Origin of the sequence: Vibrio neonatus, assembly GCF_024346975.1 — a bacterium.
GTDB lineage: Bacteria > Pseudomonadota > Gammaproteobacteria > Enterobacterales > Vibrionaceae > Vibrio > Vibrio neonatus.
Genome location: NZ_AP024885.1, coordinates 59,427 through 77,632, shown reverse-complemented (window position 1 = coordinate 77,632; position 18,206 = coordinate 59,427). Strand labels below are relative to the sequence as shown.

Annotated in this window: 19 protein-coding genes; 10 read left to right on the top strand and 9 right to left on the bottom strand. The window is 43.1% G+C overall.

Annotated features, from left to right (window positions below):
* Positions 1–26: 26 nt before the first annotated feature.
* From ubiB to ubiE, 3 genes are read right to left on the bottom strand one after another with little or no spacing between them, the layout of a single operon-like run.
* Positions 27–1,661: a ubiquinone biosynthesis regulatory protein kinase UbiB gene (ubiB, locus tag OCU38_RS00380; protein ID WP_261823362.1), complete on the bottom strand. Its 1,635-nt coding sequence runs from the start codon at positions 1,659–1,661 to the stop codon at positions 27–29.
* On the bottom strand, positions 1,658–2,263 hold the full coding sequence (locus OCU38_RS00375; RefSeq protein ID WP_261823361.1) for a ubiquinone biosynthesis accessory factor UbiJ: 606 nt from the start codon (positions 2,261–2,263) through the stop codon (positions 1,658–1,660). Before OCU38_RS00375 ends, ubiB begins: the two co-directional genes overlap by 4 nt.
* A gap of 12 nt (positions 2,264–2,275) precedes the next feature.
* Positions 2,276–3,049, bottom strand: a complete 774-nt coding sequence (ubiE, locus tag OCU38_RS00370; protein WP_261823360.1) for a bifunctional demethylmenaquinone methyltransferase/2-methoxy-6-polyprenyl-1,4-benzoquinol methylase UbiE — start codon at positions 3,047–3,049, stop codon at positions 2,276–2,278.
* A gap of 317 nt (positions 3,050–3,366) precedes the next feature.
* Here ubiE and OCU38_RS00365 point away from each other — a divergent pair, with 317 nt between their 5' ends.
* Positions 3,367–4,269: a DMT family transporter gene (locus OCU38_RS00365; protein ID WP_261823359.1), complete on the top strand. Its 903-nt coding sequence runs from the start codon at positions 3,367–3,369 to the stop codon at positions 4,267–4,269.
* Between the two features lie 11 nt (positions 4,270–4,280).
* On the opposite strand, the gene OCU38_RS00360 is transcribed toward OCU38_RS00365, so the two are convergent.
* The gene (locus OCU38_RS00360) at positions 4,281–5,543 is read right to left on the bottom strand and encodes a hydroxymethylglutaryl-CoA reductase (RefSeq protein WP_261823358.1); all 1,263 of its coding nucleotides are present in this window, start codon (positions 5,541–5,543) and stop codon (positions 4,281–4,283) included.
* 346 nt (positions 5,544–5,889) lie between these two features.
* On the opposite strand from OCU38_RS00360, the gene OCU38_RS00355 reads away from it, so the two are divergent.
* Positions 5,890–6,231 (top strand): hypothetical protein, encoded by a 342-nt coding sequence (locus OCU38_RS00355; RefSeq protein ID WP_261823357.1) that lies wholly within the window; start codon positions 5,890–5,892, stop codon positions 6,229–6,231.
* 50 nt (positions 6,232–6,281) lie between these two features.
* On the opposite strand, the gene OCU38_RS00350 is transcribed toward OCU38_RS00355, so the two are convergent.
* The 3 genes from OCU38_RS00350 to ftnA form a co-directional block, all read right to left on the bottom strand.
* A complete protein-coding gene (locus OCU38_RS00350) occupies positions 6,282–7,469 on the bottom strand; it encodes a BaiN/RdsA family NAD(P)/FAD-dependent oxidoreductase (RefSeq protein WP_261823356.1) in 1,188 nt (395 codons plus the stop codon).
* Between the two features lie 158 nt (positions 7,470–7,627).
* Complete coding sequence (gene uspB / locus OCU38_RS00345) at positions 7,628–7,951, bottom strand: universal stress protein UspB (RefSeq protein ID WP_261823355.1); 324 nt, start codon at positions 7,949–7,951, stop codon at positions 7,628–7,630.
* A 78-nt stretch (positions 7,952–8,029) separates the two neighbouring features.
* The gene (ftnA, locus tag OCU38_RS00340) at positions 8,030–8,557 is read right to left on the bottom strand and encodes a non-heme ferritin (RefSeq protein WP_261823354.1); all 528 of its coding nucleotides are present in this window, start codon (positions 8,555–8,557) and stop codon (positions 8,030–8,032) included.
* A 217-nt stretch (positions 8,558–8,774) separates the two neighbouring features.
* Between ftnA and OCU38_RS00335 the strand changes: the two genes are divergently transcribed.
* The gene (locus tag OCU38_RS00335; RefSeq protein ID WP_261823353.1) at positions 8,775–9,200 is read left to right on the top strand and encodes a universal stress protein; all 426 of its coding nucleotides are present in this window, start codon (positions 8,775–8,777) and stop codon (positions 9,198–9,200) included.
* An 80-nt stretch (positions 9,201–9,280) separates the two neighbouring features.
* Here the strand turns inward: OCU38_RS00335 and OCU38_RS00330 are convergent, their stop codons facing one another.
* Positions 9,281–10,063 carry a class I SAM-dependent methyltransferase gene (locus OCU38_RS00330; RefSeq protein WP_390625227.1) on the bottom strand — a complete coding sequence of 261 codons (783 nt, stop codon included), beginning with the start codon at positions 10,061–10,063 and terminating at the stop codon, positions 9,281–9,283.
* Between the two features lie 113 nt (positions 10,064–10,176).
* On the opposite strand from OCU38_RS00330, the gene asnC reads away from it, so the two are divergent.
* Positions 10,177–10,638 (top strand): transcriptional regulator AsnC, encoded by a 462-nt coding sequence (gene asnC / locus OCU38_RS00325; protein ID WP_261823352.1) that lies wholly within the window; start codon positions 10,177–10,179, stop codon positions 10,636–10,638.
* A gap of 50 nt (positions 10,639–10,688) precedes the next feature.
* On the opposite strand, the gene prlC is transcribed toward asnC, so the two are convergent.
* On the bottom strand, positions 10,689–12,731 hold the full coding sequence (prlC, locus tag OCU38_RS00320) for an oligopeptidase A (RefSeq protein ID WP_261823351.1): 2,043 nt from the start codon (positions 12,729–12,731) through the stop codon (positions 10,689–10,691).
* Positions 12,732–12,845: 114 nt separating this feature from the next.
* Between prlC and OCU38_RS00315 the strand changes: the two genes are divergently transcribed.
* The 6 genes from OCU38_RS00315 (at position 12,846) to OCU38_RS00290 (ending at position 18,151) form a co-directional block, all read left to right on the top strand.
* The gene (locus OCU38_RS00315) at positions 12,846–13,685 is read left to right on the top strand and encodes a 23S rRNA (adenine(2030)-N(6))-methyltransferase RlmJ (RefSeq protein ID WP_261823350.1); all 840 of its coding nucleotides are present in this window, start codon (positions 12,846–12,848) and stop codon (positions 13,683–13,685) included.
* A gap of 47 nt (positions 13,686–13,732) precedes the next feature.
* Positions 13,733–15,091: a glutathione-disulfide reductase gene (gene gorA, locus OCU38_RS00310; protein ID WP_261823349.1), complete on the top strand. Its 1,359-nt coding sequence runs from the start codon at positions 13,733–13,735 to the stop codon at positions 15,089–15,091.
* A gap of 95 nt (positions 15,092–15,186) precedes the next feature.
* A complete protein-coding gene (locus OCU38_RS00305; protein WP_261823348.1) occupies positions 15,187–15,426 on the top strand; it encodes a hypothetical protein in 240 nt (79 codons plus the stop codon).
* A gap of 473 nt (positions 15,427–15,899) precedes the next feature.
* Positions 15,900–16,703, top strand: a complete 804-nt coding sequence (locus OCU38_RS00300; protein WP_261823347.1) for a TIGR04255 family protein — start codon at positions 15,900–15,902, stop codon at positions 16,701–16,703.
* Between the two features lie 3 nt (positions 16,704–16,706).
* Positions 16,707–17,222, top strand: a complete 516-nt coding sequence (locus tag OCU38_RS00295) for a hypothetical protein (RefSeq protein ID WP_261823346.1) — start codon at positions 16,707–16,709, stop codon at positions 17,220–17,222.
* Positions 17,223–17,239: 17 nt separating this feature from the next.
* Entirely contained in the window at positions 17,240–18,151 is a 912-nt protein-coding gene (locus tag OCU38_RS00290; protein WP_261823345.1) for a hypothetical protein, read from the top strand.
* The last annotated feature ends 55 nt before the right edge of the window (positions 18,152–18,206 follow it).

Below are 18,206 nucleotides of genomic sequence, written 5' to 3'. Positions count from 1 at the left end.
CCTTGTATCTATTTTTATATAAATAATTATTTACGGTAGGTAAACCAACTTAACATCCAAGCTAGCAATCCTAAACCACCAACCCCTGAAGAAATCAAAGGGTTATCATTAACGTAAAGTATGGACGAGCATACGATAAATGTAGCCCCTATTCCAAACATAAATTGGCCTGTAGCATGTTGTCTCTTCGTTTGTCGATATCCCTCATATAAATTCTCGACTTTTTGAGATAAATGCTTGCTATTCTTTAAGTTGTCATAAAGTAGCTCAGGCAATTCGGGTAACTTTTCTGCCCAAAATGGCGCGCGTTCTTTAATGGAATTCACCACAGCTTGTGGCCCCACTTGCTGACCCATCCATTTTTCCAAAAATGGCTTCGCTGTCGCCCACAAATCAAGTTGCGGATAAAGCTGTCGTCCCAAACCTTCAACATACAATAAGGTCTTTTGTAGTAACACTAATTGTGGTTGAACTTCCATATTATAGCGACGGGCTGTGTTAAATAGATTAAGCAACACATGACCAAACGATATTTCACACAGCGGTTTAGCAAAAATCGGCTCACACACCATGCGAATCGCAAACTCAAATTCTTGGACATTAGTATTGGCAGGTACCCAACCAGAATCGACATGCAATTGGGCTACTTTTTGATAATCCCGATTAAAGAATGCCAGCAGGTTTTCGGCCAAGTAACGCTTATCATCGGCGTTAAGTGTGCCAACAATACCGCAATCTAAACCAATCCATTGTGGATTCTCTGGATGGGAATATTGCACAAAAACATTACCAGGGTGCATATCAGCATGAAAAAAGCTGTCGCGGAAAACTTGAGTGAAAAATACGGTCACGCCACGCTCGGCGAGCAACTTCATATTGGTGCCGTTGTTTTTTAGCCCTTCAATATCTGACACTTGGATGCCGTAGATACGTTCAGACACCATTAAGTTTTTACTGCTCAGATCTGGAATGATCTCAGGAACATACAGCTCTTCGCTATTTTCAAAATTGCGACGCAGCTGCATTGCATTGGCGGCTTCTCGGCGCAGATCTAGCTCATCAATTAAGGTTTTTTCATACTCGGCAACCACCTCGACAGGTTTTAGCCTGCGCGCTTCAGGAACCGCTTTTGCCAATAACTTCGCCATGCGATACATCAGCTTAATGTCGGCATCAATAACAGGGCGGATATCAGGACGAATAATTTTTAGAACAATTTCTCGACCAGAATCTTTTAACTTAGCGGTATGCACTTGCGCAATCGAAGCCGATGCTAAGCACTCGATATTAAAATCATCAAACCATTGCTCTACTGGCCCACCTAAAGCAAGCTCAATGTGCTTCTTTGCTAGGTGTCCTTCAAACGGGCCTACGCGATCTTGCAGCAATGCCAGTTGGTCGGCGATATGCGGAGGAAATAGATCGCGACGGGTAGACATCATTTGCCCAAACTTAATCCAAACAGGACCTAGCTCTTGCAATGCCAAACGCATGCGATGACCTAACTCTTTATCTGGATGTTTGTTCTTTATCCAAAACAGTGCCTTGCGAGCTAAGCGTGGAAACTTAGCCAGATCATGCTCAGGTATCAGCTCATCGAGCCCATATTCAAGTTTAACGCGAGTAATCTGGTATAAACGCTTTAGCTCTGAAGGGGTCATTGGCTCTCCGTTAAACGCGATAGGCGTTGCTCAAGAGAAGCTAACTTTGCTTGCACATCATCCACTTGATCGCAGAAGTTGGCGACCGCCAGCGGTGAAGGGGCTAATTGCCACTCTTCAGTAATAACGTGCTTTAGGTGAGTAGTGTGCTTTTGCGCACCGCTTTGCAGAAATGACAGTCCACTTTTTGCGCCTGAAACCAGCGTATGAGCTGCCACATCACCCACCACCTTAGATAAGATCTCGGCAATATCAGGCTTACTCAACTGCATCAAAGTAGCAAATTGCTGCCCTACCTGCATATCTCCAGCAACAGACAGTTTGTCTTGTTTAAAGAGCTCGTTAATGTTGGCCTGTTGCTGTAAATCACGAAGCGCAGTTAGGCTTAAGGTCAACTCGCAATCCGGAGTCCCCTCAAACGCTGCCAACACATCGATTTGTTGGCTACAGACAAAAATCAGGCTTTTATTCAGCTCTTTTAAATTCAAGCGAATGGTCGAGCCTTTCATACGAGCTAATTGTTTTTGACTTTCAGGTTGCTGTTTTATCAGCGAATTAAAAGAAAACTCAACAGCTGCTGTTACTAAAGAATCAATGGGCATTAAAGTGTTCCACTAAAATTTGTAACCACGGTGCAAAGCAACAATGCCACCGGTTAGGTTGTAATAGGTGGTTTGCTCAAATCCTGCGTTTTGCATCATACCTTCTAATGTATCTTGGTCTGGATGCATACGGATCGATTCAGCAAGGTAACGATAGCTTTCTTTATCGTTGGCGATGATGCCCCCTACTTTCGGTAGGATATGAAACGAATAGGCATCGTAAATCTTAGAAAGTGGCGAGAAGATTGGTTTAGAAAACTCAAGTACCAATAAACGACCACCCGGCTTAAGCACTCGGTACATAGAGCGCAAAGCTTTATCTTTGTCTGTTACATTACGTAGACAGAAGCTAATGGTAATGCAGTCAAAGTAATCATCTGGGAAAGGCAATTCCTCAGCATTGGCTTGCACGTAATGAACATTACCTACCACGCCAGTATTTCTTAATTTGTCACGACCGACATTCAGCATTGAGTTGTTGATATCAGCAAGAACAACATGCCCCGTATCACCTACTATACGTGAAAACTTAGCGGTGAGATCTCCGGTGCCACCACCGAGATCAAGTATCTTCTGCCCTGAACGTGCACCACTACAATCAATAGTGAAACGTTTCCATAAGCGATGAATACCACCAGACATCAAATCGTTCATCAGGTCGTATTTACTGGCAACCGAATGAAAAACCTCGGCCACTTTAGTTACCTTTTCATTTTTAGCAACGGTCTTAAAACCAAAATGAGTAGTGTCTTGTGAGGTTTGTTCTAGGGGTTCTTTAACGCTCATATCTATGTTCTATCTCTGAATTCATATTCCAGCGAGATATGACAAAAAGCCATAAACTTCAAGCACACCTCCCTACCACGTTGGCAAATATTGATGCAAACGAACCAACAAGTCTACTTTATACATCAACACTTGTCTTTGTTGAAATACGCTCAATTTTATTGAAGTTGCATAACTGTGAATAAATACATCACCCGCAACTCGTCTCATCACTTTGCCTATCCAGCATCCTTAATTGAATATTGGCGCATAACCACAAAATCTATAGACTAAGCTCAGTTTGATTCCCTTAACTTGCCGGAGCTTTAAAGCCATCAATGAACGAACGTAAAGCTCTTATTTTAGGACTCAGCGCCGTATTACTTTGGTCAACGGTCGCAACCGCATTTAAGCTGACGTTAGCCGAATTCACGCCAATTCAAATGCTAACTTGTGCCAGCATTGTTTCGGTCATCACACTGCTAATCGTGTGCAGACTACAAAACAAAACCCACCTTATTGGCCGCACTTTTGTGGCGAATCCTTTTTATTATCTGATGCTCGGGCTGATTAACCCTCTGGCTTATTATCTTATTTTATTTAAAGCCTATGACCTTTTACCTGCCTCACAAGCCCAGCCCATAAACTACAGTTGGGCTATTACACTGACATTAATGGCCGCCCTCTTTTTAGGGCAAAAAATACGCCCTCAAGATTGGCTAGCTTGTCTGTTTGGTTACTTTGGAGTGGTGGTTATTGCCACCCAAGGGGATATTTTAGGGATGCAGTTTTCCAGTCCTACCGGTGTTGCATTAGCGCTGTTATCCACTTTGTTGTGGGCTGGATATTGGATTTTAAACGCTAAAAACAAAGCCGACCCAGTAGTGGCAGTATTGCTTGGGTTTTTAGTGGCAATACCGCTGGCTATCGCTTTATCAATTTGGGAGGGTGTAGCTTGGCAAATGAGCAGCAAAGGATGGTTAGCCGTCACTTATGTGGGTCTATTTGAAATGGGCATCACTTTTGTGTTGTGGTTGGGCGCACTCAAAGCGACTCAAAACACCGCAAAAATTAGTAACCTAATTTTTATCTCGCCATTTATCTCATTGTTGTTACTGGCCAATATTTTAGGCGAGGAAATCCATCCTTCGACCTTATTTGGCTTAGTGTTAATCGTTGCTGGACTGATTATCCAGCAACTAAAACGAGCAAAACGTCCGTCTAAACAACGGCAGACTTAATCTTTTATCGATTATTTACGCGCTAATTTATGATGGGCACGCGAAAAGTGCCCGGCACAAAAAGCACCCACAATAGACAGCTCACCGGCTAAACAAAGAGCAGCAGCTACCTCAGCCAATGCTTGCGACTTACCATTGCCATGTAACCCCATTAAATCTAAACAGGCTTTCTGACTTGGTAGGCCTGTACCACCACCGACCGTACCCACCATCAAGTTAGGTAAGGTAACACTGGCATACAGATCGCCATTTTTATCCACTTCGAGTCTTGTCATACCCACCGCAGATTCAGCCACACATGCGGCATCTTGACCACAAGCAATGTATAGAGCCGCCAATGCATTCGCATAATGAGCATTGATACCAATCGTACCACTGAGCGCACCACCCACAGTGGTAATTTGGGCAAATTGCATCATTTTTTCAGGCGTCGTATGCAGGTATTTTTCAATAAGAGCGGCTGGAATATGCGCTTCCGCAGTCACTTTTTTGCCTCGCACACTACGCAAGGTTTGCGCATTGGCTTTTTTGTCACCAGAAAGGTTACCGTCAAGGAATGCATGCTCTGGTTCAACCGGCGTGTGCTGTAAAATATACTCAAGCACCGCATTGGTGGCGATAGTCACCATGTTCTGCCCCGATGCATCACCCGTTAGGAATTCAAACACCAAGTACACATGGTTGCCTTCAATGCTGACGCTAATGTCGGTCAATTTACCGTGAGAGGTTGTCTGCTCAGCAATAGATTTGAAGGTAGCATACTGAGTCACAACCCAAGCCACAAATTGCCCTGCTTGGCTAAGATCAAAGAAAGCAAAAGCCGGTGTACGAGTAACGCCTTCATTAAGCAGCATCGCACTGACGCCACCAGCGGCGGTTAGTAGTTGTGAGCCTCGGTTGTATGATGCCACTAATGCTGCTTCAGTGGTTGCTAAAGGCACTAGAAAATCTTGTTTGGCAAATAGCCCATTCACACGCAAAGGACCTGCCATACCCACTGGCATTTTTACCGTACCGATAAAGTGCTCAATATTCTTCGCATACGTCAACATGTGCTGCTGGGTATGTTCATCCAACAGGTGTTGCTGTGCATCAGCATTATCAAGAGTCGCCCAACGTCGCTGAACATTTTTTTCTGTTAAATAAGGACTCTTGGTCAGTTTTGTCGTTGGAGGCTCAAAGTGAGGTTGTAGAGCCTCATTACGCAGTGAGGAGTCGAGATCTGAACTGAGTGATGAAGTGTGATCAGGTCGGTGTAGATTTAATTTAGGCATATTTCTCACTTTAGGGTTGTCGCAAATTGCGCAGATTCCTTCCCTAGTGCAATCCATTTTTATCGTACAAACAGCGTAACTGAGCAGGGTACGAACATTCCTCTCTAATTACAACGCCGCAGAAACAATTGTTAATAAACTAAAAGTACACTAAATATAACAAGTTAAAATGAACATTAGCTGCTGAGCCTCATACGAATTCAATATAAATCCAAATTCATTGCATATCTTTATGCTCAACGCGCATAAAAATGGGAAATAACATTACTCGACAACTCACTTGATTAAAGTTTAATCAATGGCAGAATGCCCACCCGCGCAAAGTTGTAGTTTGAGGTATTTCGCGATGATGGTTTTGATGTACTCAGTATTGGCTGTTTCAAGTGTAAGTTTAGGTGCTATACGTGTCCTAAAAAAGAAAACACAAAATACCAGCAACAAAGCTGCAGAAGAAATCACTCAATACCTCGAAGAAACTCATTACTGGGCAGAAGAGTATCGACTCGCCCAAATCAGCTATCAAAGATTGCACACTGAATTCATGCACAAAATTGCCGACATGAACCGCCAAAACCCAGCCCAACAACAAGCCAATAATCTTGCACTTAACGAATTAAAAATGCACGTTGAGCAAAGAAAGATGAGAATGCAACGCGCAGAAAAACGTTATCAAGAATTAACCCACTAAGTTGCTATATATAACTGCGGGTTAATTCATTGCATTGACGTTAAAAATGATTACACATGCTGTCCAGCCACATAACCTGAGCTCCAGCACCAACAAAAATTGAACCCTCCTAACCAGCCCGTTACATCCATCACTTCACCGATAAAGTACAAACCAGGAATGGTTTTACACTCCATAGTTTTAGAGGACAGATGATCGGTATTGACGCCACCTAAAGTGACTTCCGCGGTTCGATAACCTTCAGTGCCATTGGGTACTATTTGCCAGCCTTCTAGGGCTTCAATGATTTGATCGTATTCTTTGTGGTTTAGCTGTTTTAGTGGCTTATCGGTAAATAGCTTACGCTCCATCAATACTTCAATCAGGCGTTTAGGCAGCACTTTGGCTAAAACATTTTTCAGCGATTGGTTGGGATGGCTTTCTCGGCTTTGAGCCAGCAACTCTGCGATGTCAGCTTCTGGCACAAGGTTGACGGTCACTTTTTGTCCTGCGCGCCAATAAGAGGAGATTTGCAGGACTGCTGGGCCTGAGAGACCACGATGAGTAAACAGCAGTGCTTCTTTGAAAACGGTGCCATTTTCGGCGGTGATTTCTGCAGGGATAGCAATGCCAGAGAGCTCACTAAAATCCAGCTTGTCTTGTTTGTGCAAGGTAAATGGCACTAAGCCTGCGGTGGTCGGTATTACATCTAGGCCAAACTGCTCAGCAATTTGGTAGCCAAATGGGGTGGCTCCGAGTTTAGGCATAGATAAGCCGCCCGTTGCCACTACTAAAGAGTCGCAGCGGATTGGCTCACCATTAGCCAAAAGGGTAAAGCCTTGTTCTGCTTTTTCAATCTCTGTCACTGCCACTTGGTAGCGGAATTGAACCCATGCAGAAGGACATTCTGCTAATAACATTTTGACGATATCTTTAGCAGTATCCACACAGAACAGTTGTCCATGATCACGCTCTTCAAACTCAATACCGTGCTTGCTTACCATAGAGATAAAATCCCAATTGGTGTATTGCGACAATGCCGATTTTACGAAGTGAGGGTTGCTACAAATGAAGTTAGCCGCAGAGACATCGTAGTTACTGAAATTACAACGTCCGCCACCAGAGATAAGGATTTTACGGCCCGGTTTCTTGGCATGATCGACCACCAGCACGCGTTTATTCCGTTTTCCGGCTTCTGCTGCACACATTAAACCTGCGGCACCGGCACCAATAATCACGACATCAAAGTGTTCACTCATTTTTTATATCTCGGGCTGTTAGAACAACAAAAGGGCATGCGAACGATCGCATACCCTTCTTAATTGGCACATTCTACCCAGATGCAAGGCAGACTTTCAAACAAGATTTACGTTATTAGTGATTGGAAACCTTGTTTGAACAATGCTCAATATGGCGATTACACACTAAAAGCTGCCAATAATGTCACCCCAAGCAAAGCACAACTTAATATAAAGAGTTCTCGCACCTTATCGCATTTTCCGACAAACACAGGATCATGGTGCTGAGAGTATTCTTTACTTTTTAAGTAGTTAAACAGCCTAAACTGCTTCACTACATTACCTTGAGTAGTAAAAAACCCACGTCCATCTACCTGCTGATAAAGTAACGGGTGTGCTTCACGCATAACAAAAATAAGAGCTCTTAAAGTACTAATGTAGCGCATGAAATTAACTGCAGTGACGCTCATAAGCGCAAAAATAATCAAATCCCCACTGATCATCTTTATTCCTCCCTATTTCCTCTGGGAGACGACAAGACAACCAATGAGAACCGGTTGTTTTAAGTGAGTAACAACAAATTACTCAGCTGCCGCATCCATGATAGAGGATGAACCTTCTTTAGCCATTGTTGCTAGGTCTTTGTCGATAAAGAACAACGCCTGACCGTTCTCACCAACCAACTCTAGCTTGTCTAAAATCCCTTTAAACAATTTCTCTTCTTCGTGTTGCTCTGCCACATACCACTGTAAGAAATTGAACGTTGAGTAGTCTTGGCTTGTGAAGGCCACATGAGCAAGTTTGTTGATCCTTTCAGTGATCATGCACTCATGCTCATAAGTTTCGCGGAAAACTTCTCCTAAGCTCGCAAATTCGTGTTTTGGCGCCTCAATAGCCCCAAGAATAGGTAGTGCACCCGTTTCACTTACATAGGTAAATAAACGCTGCATATGTTCCATTTCTTCAACGGCATGTTTGCGCATAAATTCTGCTGCACCATCGAAACCTTTGTCTTCACACCAAGCACTCATTTGTAAGTATAGATTGGATGAGAAAAATTCTAGGTTTATTTGCTCGTTTAAATTTTCGACCATCTGCTGTGACAGCATAAGACATTCCTCTTCTTATTAGCTTTATGTGTTGTTTAAGCGAATATGCTACCGATTTGGTATGAATATACGTTACCAGACTTTGCCCTAAATCAACATTCTCTTTATTTTGTTCGCTTAAAAGCTCAACTTAAGATCACTGAGACAAAAATAGTGCTACTCCCTGCTAAAATAAAGTTACAAACACATTATTTATCGTTTTAACAAGGAGCCGATTATGAGTTACAAACATATTGTTGTTGCCCTCGACCTAGGAGAGCAAAGTGAGTACTTAGCCAACCGAGCGGCAAACCTTGCAAGAGCACTTGATGCTAAGCTTTCTTTCATCCATATCGACATCAACTACTCCGAGATCTACACAGGTTTAATTGAAGTCAACTTAATGGATAGCCAAGTTGCTTCTACCCAAAATTCAACTAAACAGTTGCAAGAACTGGGTGAAAAAATTGATTATCCGATAGACGGTATATTGGTTGGTCGCGGAGATTTAGTCGATGAACTCTCTGAAGCGATTGAAGATAAAGGATTTGATTTAGTGGTGTGTGGACACAACCAAGATTTCTGGGGCAAATTGCTTTCTAACACTCGCCATATGATTCATGAAGTGCCAGTTGACCTATTGGTTGTACCGCTAAAAAACTAACAGTATCTAACGGCGATATACACAAATATCGCCTTTAATGACAGCAATAGCATTCCTAAGTGTGGATATGCTACTGCTGTTTATTTCATTGACGAAATGACATAAACATCAAAACGATTTTTCTTGGTCTCAATGGCCATACTCGGTTTGACTCCATCTAACCACTGCGCATAATCTGGCCTTTTCACCACAACTCGCTTAGTCGCCAATTGCAATGCTGGAGCAAGCAAACCGTCCGCATCTTGATCCGCCCCAACTAATGTTTGAAATACACGCATCTCTTTTTTAACCAGAGCGCTCTTTTTCTTGTTCTCGGGATGCGGATACATAGGGTCTAGGTAGATAACATCAGGACGCTGAAATTCATTATCTTGCGCCAATTGCGATAACGCATCTAAGCTAGAGGCGTGCAGTAAGGACATTCGCTCACTCATCCACCCGCCAATATCAGGGTCTTGCTGAGCTCGAGCTAAACCATCATCAAGCAATGCCGCAACAACTGGATTACGCTCAATCATCTGCACTTTACAACCTAAAGACGCCAGCACAAACGCATCACGACCTAAGCCCGCAGTACCATCTAATACCGTTGGCATTACCCCTTTATTCAGCCCCGCCGCTTTTGCTATCGCTTGACCTTTACCGCCACCAAACTTACGGCGATGCGCTACTGCTCCAGTAACAAAATCGACGCAGATAGCACCCAACTTTGCTTCATCAAGCTTCTTTAGCTCTAGACGTTCACCCAACTGCAGTGCAAACTGACTATCAGGATCGTGTTGTAAATTCCAACGCTCAGCTAAGGTTTGAATTTGTCGTTGTTTGTCTTCGGACTGCGCTAGAAGTTGAATCTGCAACATCATCTCTCTAAAGTTTAGGGGCCTATAGACCTTGATTATACCAATCATCGTCATTGGCATTAATGATGCCCCTAGTTTACCGCATTCTACTTATCTCTGTCTCTTAAGGAACGTTAATGAACAATAGCCCGATGCTAGATCAGCTCGATAAAGACATTTTGAAAACATTAATGGAAGATGCGCGTACTCCATACGCGGAAATGGGAAAGCGATTTAATGTAAGCCCTGCCACCATACATGTTCGTATCGAAAAGATGAGAGCTGCCGAGGTTATTGAAGGGACAGAGGTTATAGTCAATACCAAAAAGCTCGGCTACGACGTGTGCTGTTTTATCGGTATCAACCTGAATGCGGCCAAAGATTATCACTCTGCATTAGAAAAATTGAATGCTTTGGATGAGGTAGTAGAAGCGTATTACACCACTGGCGCTTACAGTATTTTTGTCAAACTCATGTGTAAATCCATTGAAGAATTACAGCATGTACTGATTAATAAATTACAAGCTATCGATGAAGTGCAATCTACCGAAACCCTTATCTCCTTACAAAATCCCATCAACAGAAACGTAAACCCATAAAAAAGCCACCTCAATGGAGGTGGCTATATAATCACAAGAATACTACGCGATTAAGCGTCGATACCCGCGTGGCGCAGTAGCGCATCAATTTTTGGTTCACGACCACGGAAGCGTTTGAATAGCTCCATTGGTTCTTCACTTCCGCCCATCTCAAGGATGTTGTTTAGGAAGCTTTGACCCGTTTCAGTATTGAAAATACCTTCTTCTTCAAAACGAGAGTACGCATCTGAAGACAGCACTTCAGCCCATAGGTAGCTGTAGTACCCTGCGCTGTAGCCACCAGCAAAGATATGGCTAAATGCATGTGAGAAACGGTTCCATTCTACACTTGGGAATACTGAGACTTTGCTCTTAACTTCTGCAAGAGTTTCCAATACGCGAGCTCCAATTTCAGGATCGTAATCAGTGTGCAAAGTGAAGTCGAACAAACCAAGCTCAAGCTGACGCAAAATAAAGATAGCGGATTGGAAGTTCTTCGCCGCTAGCATTTTTTCGAGCATTTCTTTTGGTAATGGCTCGCCTGTTTCGTAGTGACCAGAAATGAAGGCAAGAGCATCTTCTTCCCAACACCAGTTCTCAAGGAACTGACTTGGTAGTTCAACGGCATCCCAAGCAACGCCATTGATGCCAGAAACCGCAGCAACATCTACTTTAGTCAGCATATGGTGAATACCATGGCCAAACTCATGGAATAAAGTCACGACTTCATTGTGAGTAAATAGAGCAGGTTTATCACCAACAGGTTTGTTGAAGTTACAGGTTAGGTAAGCCACTGGCGTTTCAAGTTCACCCGCTTCAGTAATGCGGCGAGGACGACAGTCATCCATCCATGCACCACCTTGCTTGTGTTCGCGAGCATAAAGATCAAGGTAGAAGCTACCTCTTAGTTCACCTTGCTTAGTTTTGATATCGAAGAAGCGAACAGACTCATGCCAAACATCCACACCCTGACGCTCTTCCACGACAAGACCAAATACGCGATCTAGCACTTCAAACAGACCAGCAACTACTTTGGTCTCAGGGAAGTAAGGACGTAGATCTTCATCAGAAATACTAAACAGTTTCTGTTTTTGTTTTTCGCTGTAGTAAGCGTTATCCCACACGTTTAACTTAGTCACGCCAAATTCTTTTTCTGCAAATTGACGCAACTCTTCCGCTTCACGCTCACCTTGAGGTTTCGCTTTAGTTGCTAAGTCATTTAAGAAGCCAAGAACTTGCTCTGGAGATTCAGCCATCTTAGTCGCTAGTGAGCGCTCACTATAAGTAGAGAAGCCTAACATACGAGCAAGTTCATGACGCAGTTTTAGCTCTTCGGCAATAATTTCAGTGTTGTCCCATTTGCCTGCATTTGGACCGCGATCTGAGGCACGAGTACAATATGCTTCGTACATTTCTTTACGCAGTTCTTGGCTATCACAGTACGTTAATACTGGAACATAAGACGGAACCTCTAACGTTAGCAAGTAGCCATCAAGACCTTTTGCTTGCGCCGCAGCTTGGGCTGCTTCTAGTGCTGATTCAGGCATACCTGCTAGCTCAGCAACGTCTTCAATGTGCTTACTCCAACCCATAGTGGCATCAAGTACATTGTTTGAGAATTTAGAGCCTAGCTCTGATAGACGCTTGCTGATTTCGCCATAGCGACCTTGCTCAACAGCAGGAAGACCAATGCCAGACAGTTCAAAATCACGCAATGCATTGGTGATGGTTTTCTTCTGAGCTTGGCTTAATTGTTCAAAGCTTGCATCCGCTTTAATCGCTTTATAAGCCTCATACAAACCTTTGTGTTGACCAACCCAAGTGCCGTATTCAGAAAGTATCGGTAGACAACTCTCGTAAGCCTCACGAAGCTCATCACTGTTCGCAACTGAGTTTAAATGACTTACTGGTGACCATAAACGTGAAAGAACGTTGTCTACCTCATCGATAGGCACACATACGTTTTCCCAAGTCGGGTGAGTGTTGTCTTTCAATACTTCCTCTGTTTTCTGACGGCAGTCAGCAATAACCTTTTCAACCGCAGGTTTAATGTGCTCAGGCTTTATCTCTGAGAAATGTGGCAGATCCACAATATTGAGAAGTGGGTTCGACATAGGTGTTCCTTTTAATTTTCCGACTTATTGCTCTTTAGATAGTGGCGACTTATGCAAAATTCAATAGTTGAGTATAATATGAATTGATCATTACCTACTCATTTGGGAGTCACCTTGCTCAGCTACCGTCACAGCTTTCATGCTGGAAATCATGCAGACGTGGTAAAACACATTGTTCAAAGCCTTATACTTGACGCCTTAAAACAGAAAGACAAGCCTTTTGTCTATCACGACACTCATTCCGGTGTAGGTCGTTACGATTTGACCCATGAGTGGTCAGAAAAGACTGGTGAATACAAACAAGGTATCGCCAAATTATGGCAACAAAGTGATTTGCCTGCAGAACTCACTAGCTATCTTGACTCCATTCGCACCCTAAACGACGGTGACGAGCTTAGATACTACCCCGGCTCTCCTCGTGTGGCTCGCGCACAAATCCGTAGTGGCGACCGTATGGTTCTCACTGAGCTACACCCAAGCGACTTCCCGTTATTGCTACAAGAATTTCATCGTGACCGCCAAGTTCGCATGTTCAAAGACGATGGTTTTGCTCGCCTAAAAGCCAGCTTACCACCCAAAGAACGTCGCGGACTGGTACTTATCGACCCTCCTTACGAACTCGCAAAAGAATATCGCGATGTAGTACAAGCTATCGCGCAAAGTTATAAGCGTTGGGCAACAGGTATTTATGCAATCTGGTATCCTGTAGTTAATCGCTACGATATCGACGACATGCTTAAAGGTTTGAAAGGCCTAGGTATTCGTAACATATTGCAGATAGAGCTTGGAGTATCTCCTGATACTAACGAGCGCGGCATGACAGCATCAGGCATGATTGTGATTAATCCGCCATGGAAACTAGAAAGCCAAATGCAAGCTCTGTTACCAGTATTGAAGCAAGCGATCGCCCCTGCGACAGGGCATTTTAAGGTTGAATGGGTTGTACCCGAGTAAATTCACCCAATATAACGATAAAGATTACAAGAATTCTGGAGAACTTAATGACAACTCACTTTGACTATATCTGTATTGGTGGTGGTAGCGGTGGCATTGCATCAGCAAACCGTGCATCTATGTATGGAGCCAAAGTTGCTCTAATCGAAGCAAAAGACCTTGGTGGCACCTGTGTCAACGTAGGTTGTGTGCCTAAAAAAGTAATGTGGCACGGCGCACAAGTCGCCGAAGCTATCAATCTTTACGCTGAAGATTACGGCTTTGACGTTGAGCTAAAAAGCTTCAACTGGTCAAAACTTATCGAAAGCCGTCAAGCATACATAGGTCGCATTCATCAATCTTATGACCGTGTATTGGGCAACAACAAAGTAAATGTCATCAAAGGTTTTGCTAAATTCGTTGATGCAAAAACTGTTGAAGTAGACGGTACACAATACACCGCTGATCATATCCTGATTGCCGTAGGTGGTCGCCCAACGATTCCTAACATTCCAGGCGCAGAGTACGGCATCGACTCAAACGGTTTCTTTGAATTAAACGAACAACCAAAACGTGTTGCGGTTGTTGGCGCAGGCTACATTGCTGTAGAAATCGCAGGCGTATTAAGTGCTCTAGGCACTCAAACTGATCTGTTTATACGTAAAGAGTCTCCTCTACGTAGCTTTGACCCAATGATCATCGATACCCTAACAGAAGTAATGGCCGCAGAAGGTCCAACACTGCATACACACTCTGTTCCTAAAGAAGTAGTAAAAGAAGCAGACGGCAGTTTAACTCTGCACCTAGAAAACGGCAGCAGCCACAATGTAGACCAACTTATCTGGGCGATTGGTCGTCATCCAGCAACCGATGCTATCAACCTAAGCAACACTGGCGTAGCAACCAACGAGCGTGGCTACATCAAAGTTGACGAATACCAAAAAACCAATGTTAAAGGCGTGTACTGCGTTGGCGACATCATGGAAGGCGGTATTGAACTAACACCAGTAGCAGTAAAAGCGGGCCGTCAACTTTCTGAGCGTTTGTTTAACAACAAACCAGAAGCAAAAATGGACTACAACTTAGTCCCTACCGTGGTATTTAGCCACCCACCAATCGGTACTATCGGTCTTACTGAGCAACAAGCTATCGAGCAATACGGCGAAGACAACATTAAGGTATACACCTCTGGCTTTACCGCTATGTACTCTGCTGTCACTAAGCACCGTCAACCATGCAAAATGAAGCTGGTCTGTGCTGGCGACAACGAACAAGTTGTTGGTCTACACGGCATTGGTTTCACTGTTGATGAAATGATTCAAGGCTTTGCAGTCGCAATGAAGATGGGCGCAACTAAGGCTGACTTCGATGCCGTAGTCGCAATCCATCCAACGGGCTCGGAAGAGTTTGTTACGATGAGGGGTTAGTGTAGAAACCTAACCTTCACACGTTTAAAAATCTGGAAAGATAATCAACACTGTTTACACTGAATGTATAGACAGTGTTCTTTCTAGGTGGATAAGTGACTCAACTTATACAATCAAGTGACGTTTACAAGAAAATAGAATTAACACCTAGAGATGATAGTACTTACCATTGTCAGCCAACAAAGGGCAACATAGGCTCCCTTCCTACACTGTTCTCTCATGACGGTACTTTTCTACAAGAACCCAATAGCTACCTCTTAGCGAAAGACCTCAACCCATGCAGTCGTGTTCTACTCAAATACTATCAGTTCCTAGAAGATGAGCAGTTAGATTAGGAATGCTTCCCCCATAAAAAGGCTCAAACCAACCTATCAGTTCCGCTCTTTCTTACTTAAGTTAATCAAGCGTGGCGAGTTAGCAGAGCTAAAAAGAAACAGGGTTGTATCGATTAAGTAACCGCATACCCTCTTGTGAGGGGGGAACTAATGCGTACTCCGGTGAAGTTAAACCAGAATGCGGGTTCAGCATGGGCAGAAATACGCATGCAACTAAATCACTTTTGGACAAATGCATGCCACGTCGCTTAGCTGTATGTCTCGGATTGATGGTACAGATCTAGTCAGCTATTTAGGAAAAATCCTTGATTAAACATATTTAATTTCCAGAGACTAGGTGAATATCACACTACATTGACGTAATATTTGCTAAAAATAACTTGTGCAAAAACGTGTGCAAAATATAATACGTACTCAAAATTTTTGTGCGAAACTTAAACAAGAGTGTGCTTAAAGGTGCAAATGGGGACGAGATGGTAAATAAGATAGTTGCGAAAAAAGCGTCTATTAGGTTTGAAAAGCTAGGAGTATCGGGACTCAAGTCGAAGCTTGAAGCTCTACAAGAAGCTCTTCGTGACCGATTTCCTAAGTCACATATGCCTCGTGTTCAAGCTCTAAACATAGATCTTACCAATCCTAATGCGGTACAGGTTGACCAAGATGGTGCTTATGAGTTGCACATGGTGAGTGCTGATAATGTTCATGCATTAAAGATTGGCAACCAAGGTTTTGACTATTCAGTACGTAACTATGTACCGTTTGAAGAACAAAAAGAAATGTTCTTACATGTTGTCAGTATGGTTATGCATGCAATGGATGTGAAGTATGTTGGGTATATATCCATGCAAAATATTAATATGCTTGCATTTGATGCTGAAGGTGTGACAGCTAACATCCGTGAAAATTCTCCTTTTGCTGTTACAGATAAAGGAATCGATGAGGTATGGCAACGTGTCGGCGCAGCGACTAGACATGACTATGAGCGAGACGATGGCCTAATCGGATTAGTTGTACACAGTACAATTGCACATGAAGGCCAAAGCTTCATACCTCAGCCTGAATGGGAGCTATGGCAATTTATGGGCGGAATTCCTGTCGTAGCGGAGAGAAGCCTTTTGCTGACGATTTCTGTTGCGCATAATCAACAAGGAAAAAAACAAAGAGCTCCTCAAGGAATGAGTCTTGTGAATCTAGAGCTACAGGATGTTAAAAATAAATTTGATCAGATTCATGAGCATTTAAATCGCACTTACGGTTCAATAACTAAGGAGAGCTAACGTATGGAAACTACGCTAACTAGGCAGATAGCACCTCAGGTACTATCAGTTTGTTTGCTGGCAGCCACTCCTGGTGCTTACGCTATTCAACAACCAGAGTCAGTTGTTTTTATTCAAGATTATGACTTACCTCAGTTTGTGTTGGAAGTAACAAATGATCAGAGTGCGAATACAGGAAGACATGCTTCTGTTGCTCTGTATCAAGAGTTGAAAGATAAATTTCAGCTTTCTCATGCACAATTTGCCTCTTGGTTAGGCTTGAAAAGACGTTCTCTGTACAACTGGATTAATGATCCAAGTAGTTCTCGAAGTGAAGCAACTGTTGAGGCTAGACTTGTAAACTTGAATGCTTTAATGATGGATATGGACAAGGAACATAGACCGTTATTGCACAAAGTTGCATTTAGCCCTATCGATGGTAATCCTGCTTTCGGTGAAGCTTTACTTAATGGAGCAAGTAAAGAAGAACTTTTTTCTTGGTATGATGAACTCTATGAGAAATTTGATCTACTAGCTTGATTCTATAAGGAAAAAACGTGACAAAAGGCGTTCGAGAGGAACTCTTAGCAAAAGGCTGGGGCCGACATAGTTGTATTCTAATTGATGATTCAATCATCGAATGGCTTACTCCTATACTGCCAGAGAGTATCCAAGAACTTTGTGTCGACGGTAATCTCCTGATCATATCTTTGTACGACTGTGCTGTAATTAACCCATGCTTCGTTTCGGAGCCATGGGTTAATGTGCTTATAGCTAAGAAAATCGATGGGCTAAATAAACAATTTCAAAATGGTCGCAATGAGCGAAGATTGCACTTTTCTGTAACTAAAGATGGGCAGGATGAAGCATTTGAAGTCAACGCTTCGAGTATTATCCAGTTTGAACGTAACAAGCTGCTTGAGCTCGATAGGCACGTTGATTATCAGGTAGGAGATAATTCCTCATTTAGCTTAAAACACTGGCTAGCTGAGCGCTTTCGACGTGATGTTTGGCCGGATGCTTTCAATCGTTCAATAAAAAGTGCAGAGAGACGTTTAAAAAAGTTCTATGAGCGTCGAAATGAACACCTTTCAGGTATTTACCTCAAGCTTGATTCGTGGGAAGAAAAGCCAGAGGGTCAAAAATATGAAGTCTGTGGGATAGTTGTCATTGAAGATAAGATGCTTCGCCCACTAAGACGAGCTGTTAAGCAGGCCCAGTCGGATCTTGTTGATGCAAGTAATGATGATATCGATAATGTCATACGTAATGAGTTCAAGGTTGCTCTAGGTGATACAGTTAACTGGACTGAAGATAGAACCTTGTCTATTGGCATTGCTTTAGATCTGAAAACGGAAAATCAAGTGACATTAAGCCACCAGAGAGAGTTCCGACGATTAAATCCATATACTTTGTCGGATCAAAGCCCAGATGCTCCAATGCCCGCAGAAATGGAAAGCAACTCGTAATCAATTTAGGAAAAAGGTGCAAGTATAGGCTGCACCTTTATTGTATCTGCTTCTT

Coding starts and splice junctions, on each gene's coding strand:
- OCU38_RS00355 (WP_261823357.1), top strand. CDS start 5,890: ATGATGGTTTTGATGTACTCAGTATTGGCTGTTTCAAGTGTAAGTTTA.
- OCU38_RS00365 (WP_261823359.1), top strand. CDS start 3,367: ATGAACGAACGTAAAGCTCTTATTTTAGGACTCAGCGCCGTATTACTT.
- uspB (WP_261823355.1), bottom strand. CDS start 7,951: ATGATCAGTGGGGATTTGATTATTTTTGCGCTTATGAGCGTCACTGCA.
- OCU38_RS00375 (WP_261823361.1), bottom strand. CDS start 2,263: ATGCCCATTGATTCTTTAGTAACAGCAGCTGTTGAGTTTTCTTTTAAT.
- OCU38_RS00300 (WP_261823347.1), top strand. CDS start 15,900: ATGGTAAATAAGATAGTTGCGAAAAAAGCGTCTATTAGGTTTGAAAAG.
- OCU38_RS00360 (WP_261823358.1), bottom strand. CDS start 5,543: ATGCCTAAATTAAATCTACACCGACCTGATCACACTTCATCACTCAGT.
- OCU38_RS00335 (WP_261823353.1), top strand. CDS start 8,775: ATGAGTTACAAACATATTGTTGTTGCCCTCGACCTAGGAGAGCAAAGT.
- prlC (WP_261823351.1), bottom strand. CDS start 12,731: ATGTCGAACCCACTTCTCAATATTGTGGATCTGCCACATTTCTCAGAG.
- OCU38_RS00350 (WP_261823356.1), bottom strand. CDS start 7,469: ATGAGTGAACACTTTGATGTCGTGATTATTGGTGCCGGTGCCGCAGGT.
- asnC (WP_261823352.1), top strand. CDS start 10,177: ATGAACAATAGCCCGATGCTAGATCAGCTCGATAAAGACATTTTGAAA.
- OCU38_RS00295 (WP_261823346.1), top strand. CDS start 16,707: ATGGAAACTACGCTAACTAGGCAGATAGCACCTCAGGTACTATCAGTT.
- ftnA (WP_261823354.1), bottom strand. CDS start 8,557: ATGCTGTCACAGCAGATGGTCGAAAATTTAAACGAGCAAATAAACCTA.
- OCU38_RS00330 (WP_390625227.1), bottom strand. CDS start 10,063: ATGATGTTGCAGATTCAACTTCTAGCGCAGTCCGAAGACAAACAACGA.
- ubiE (WP_261823360.1), bottom strand. CDS start 3,049: ATGAGCGTTAAAGAACCCCTAGAACAAACCTCACAAGACACTACTCAT.
- ubiB (WP_261823362.1), bottom strand. CDS start 1,661: ATGACCCCTTCAGAGCTAAAGCGTTTATACCAGATTACTCGCGTTAAA.
- gorA (WP_261823349.1), top strand. CDS start 13,733: ATGACAACTCACTTTGACTATATCTGTATTGGTGGTGGTAGCGGTGGC.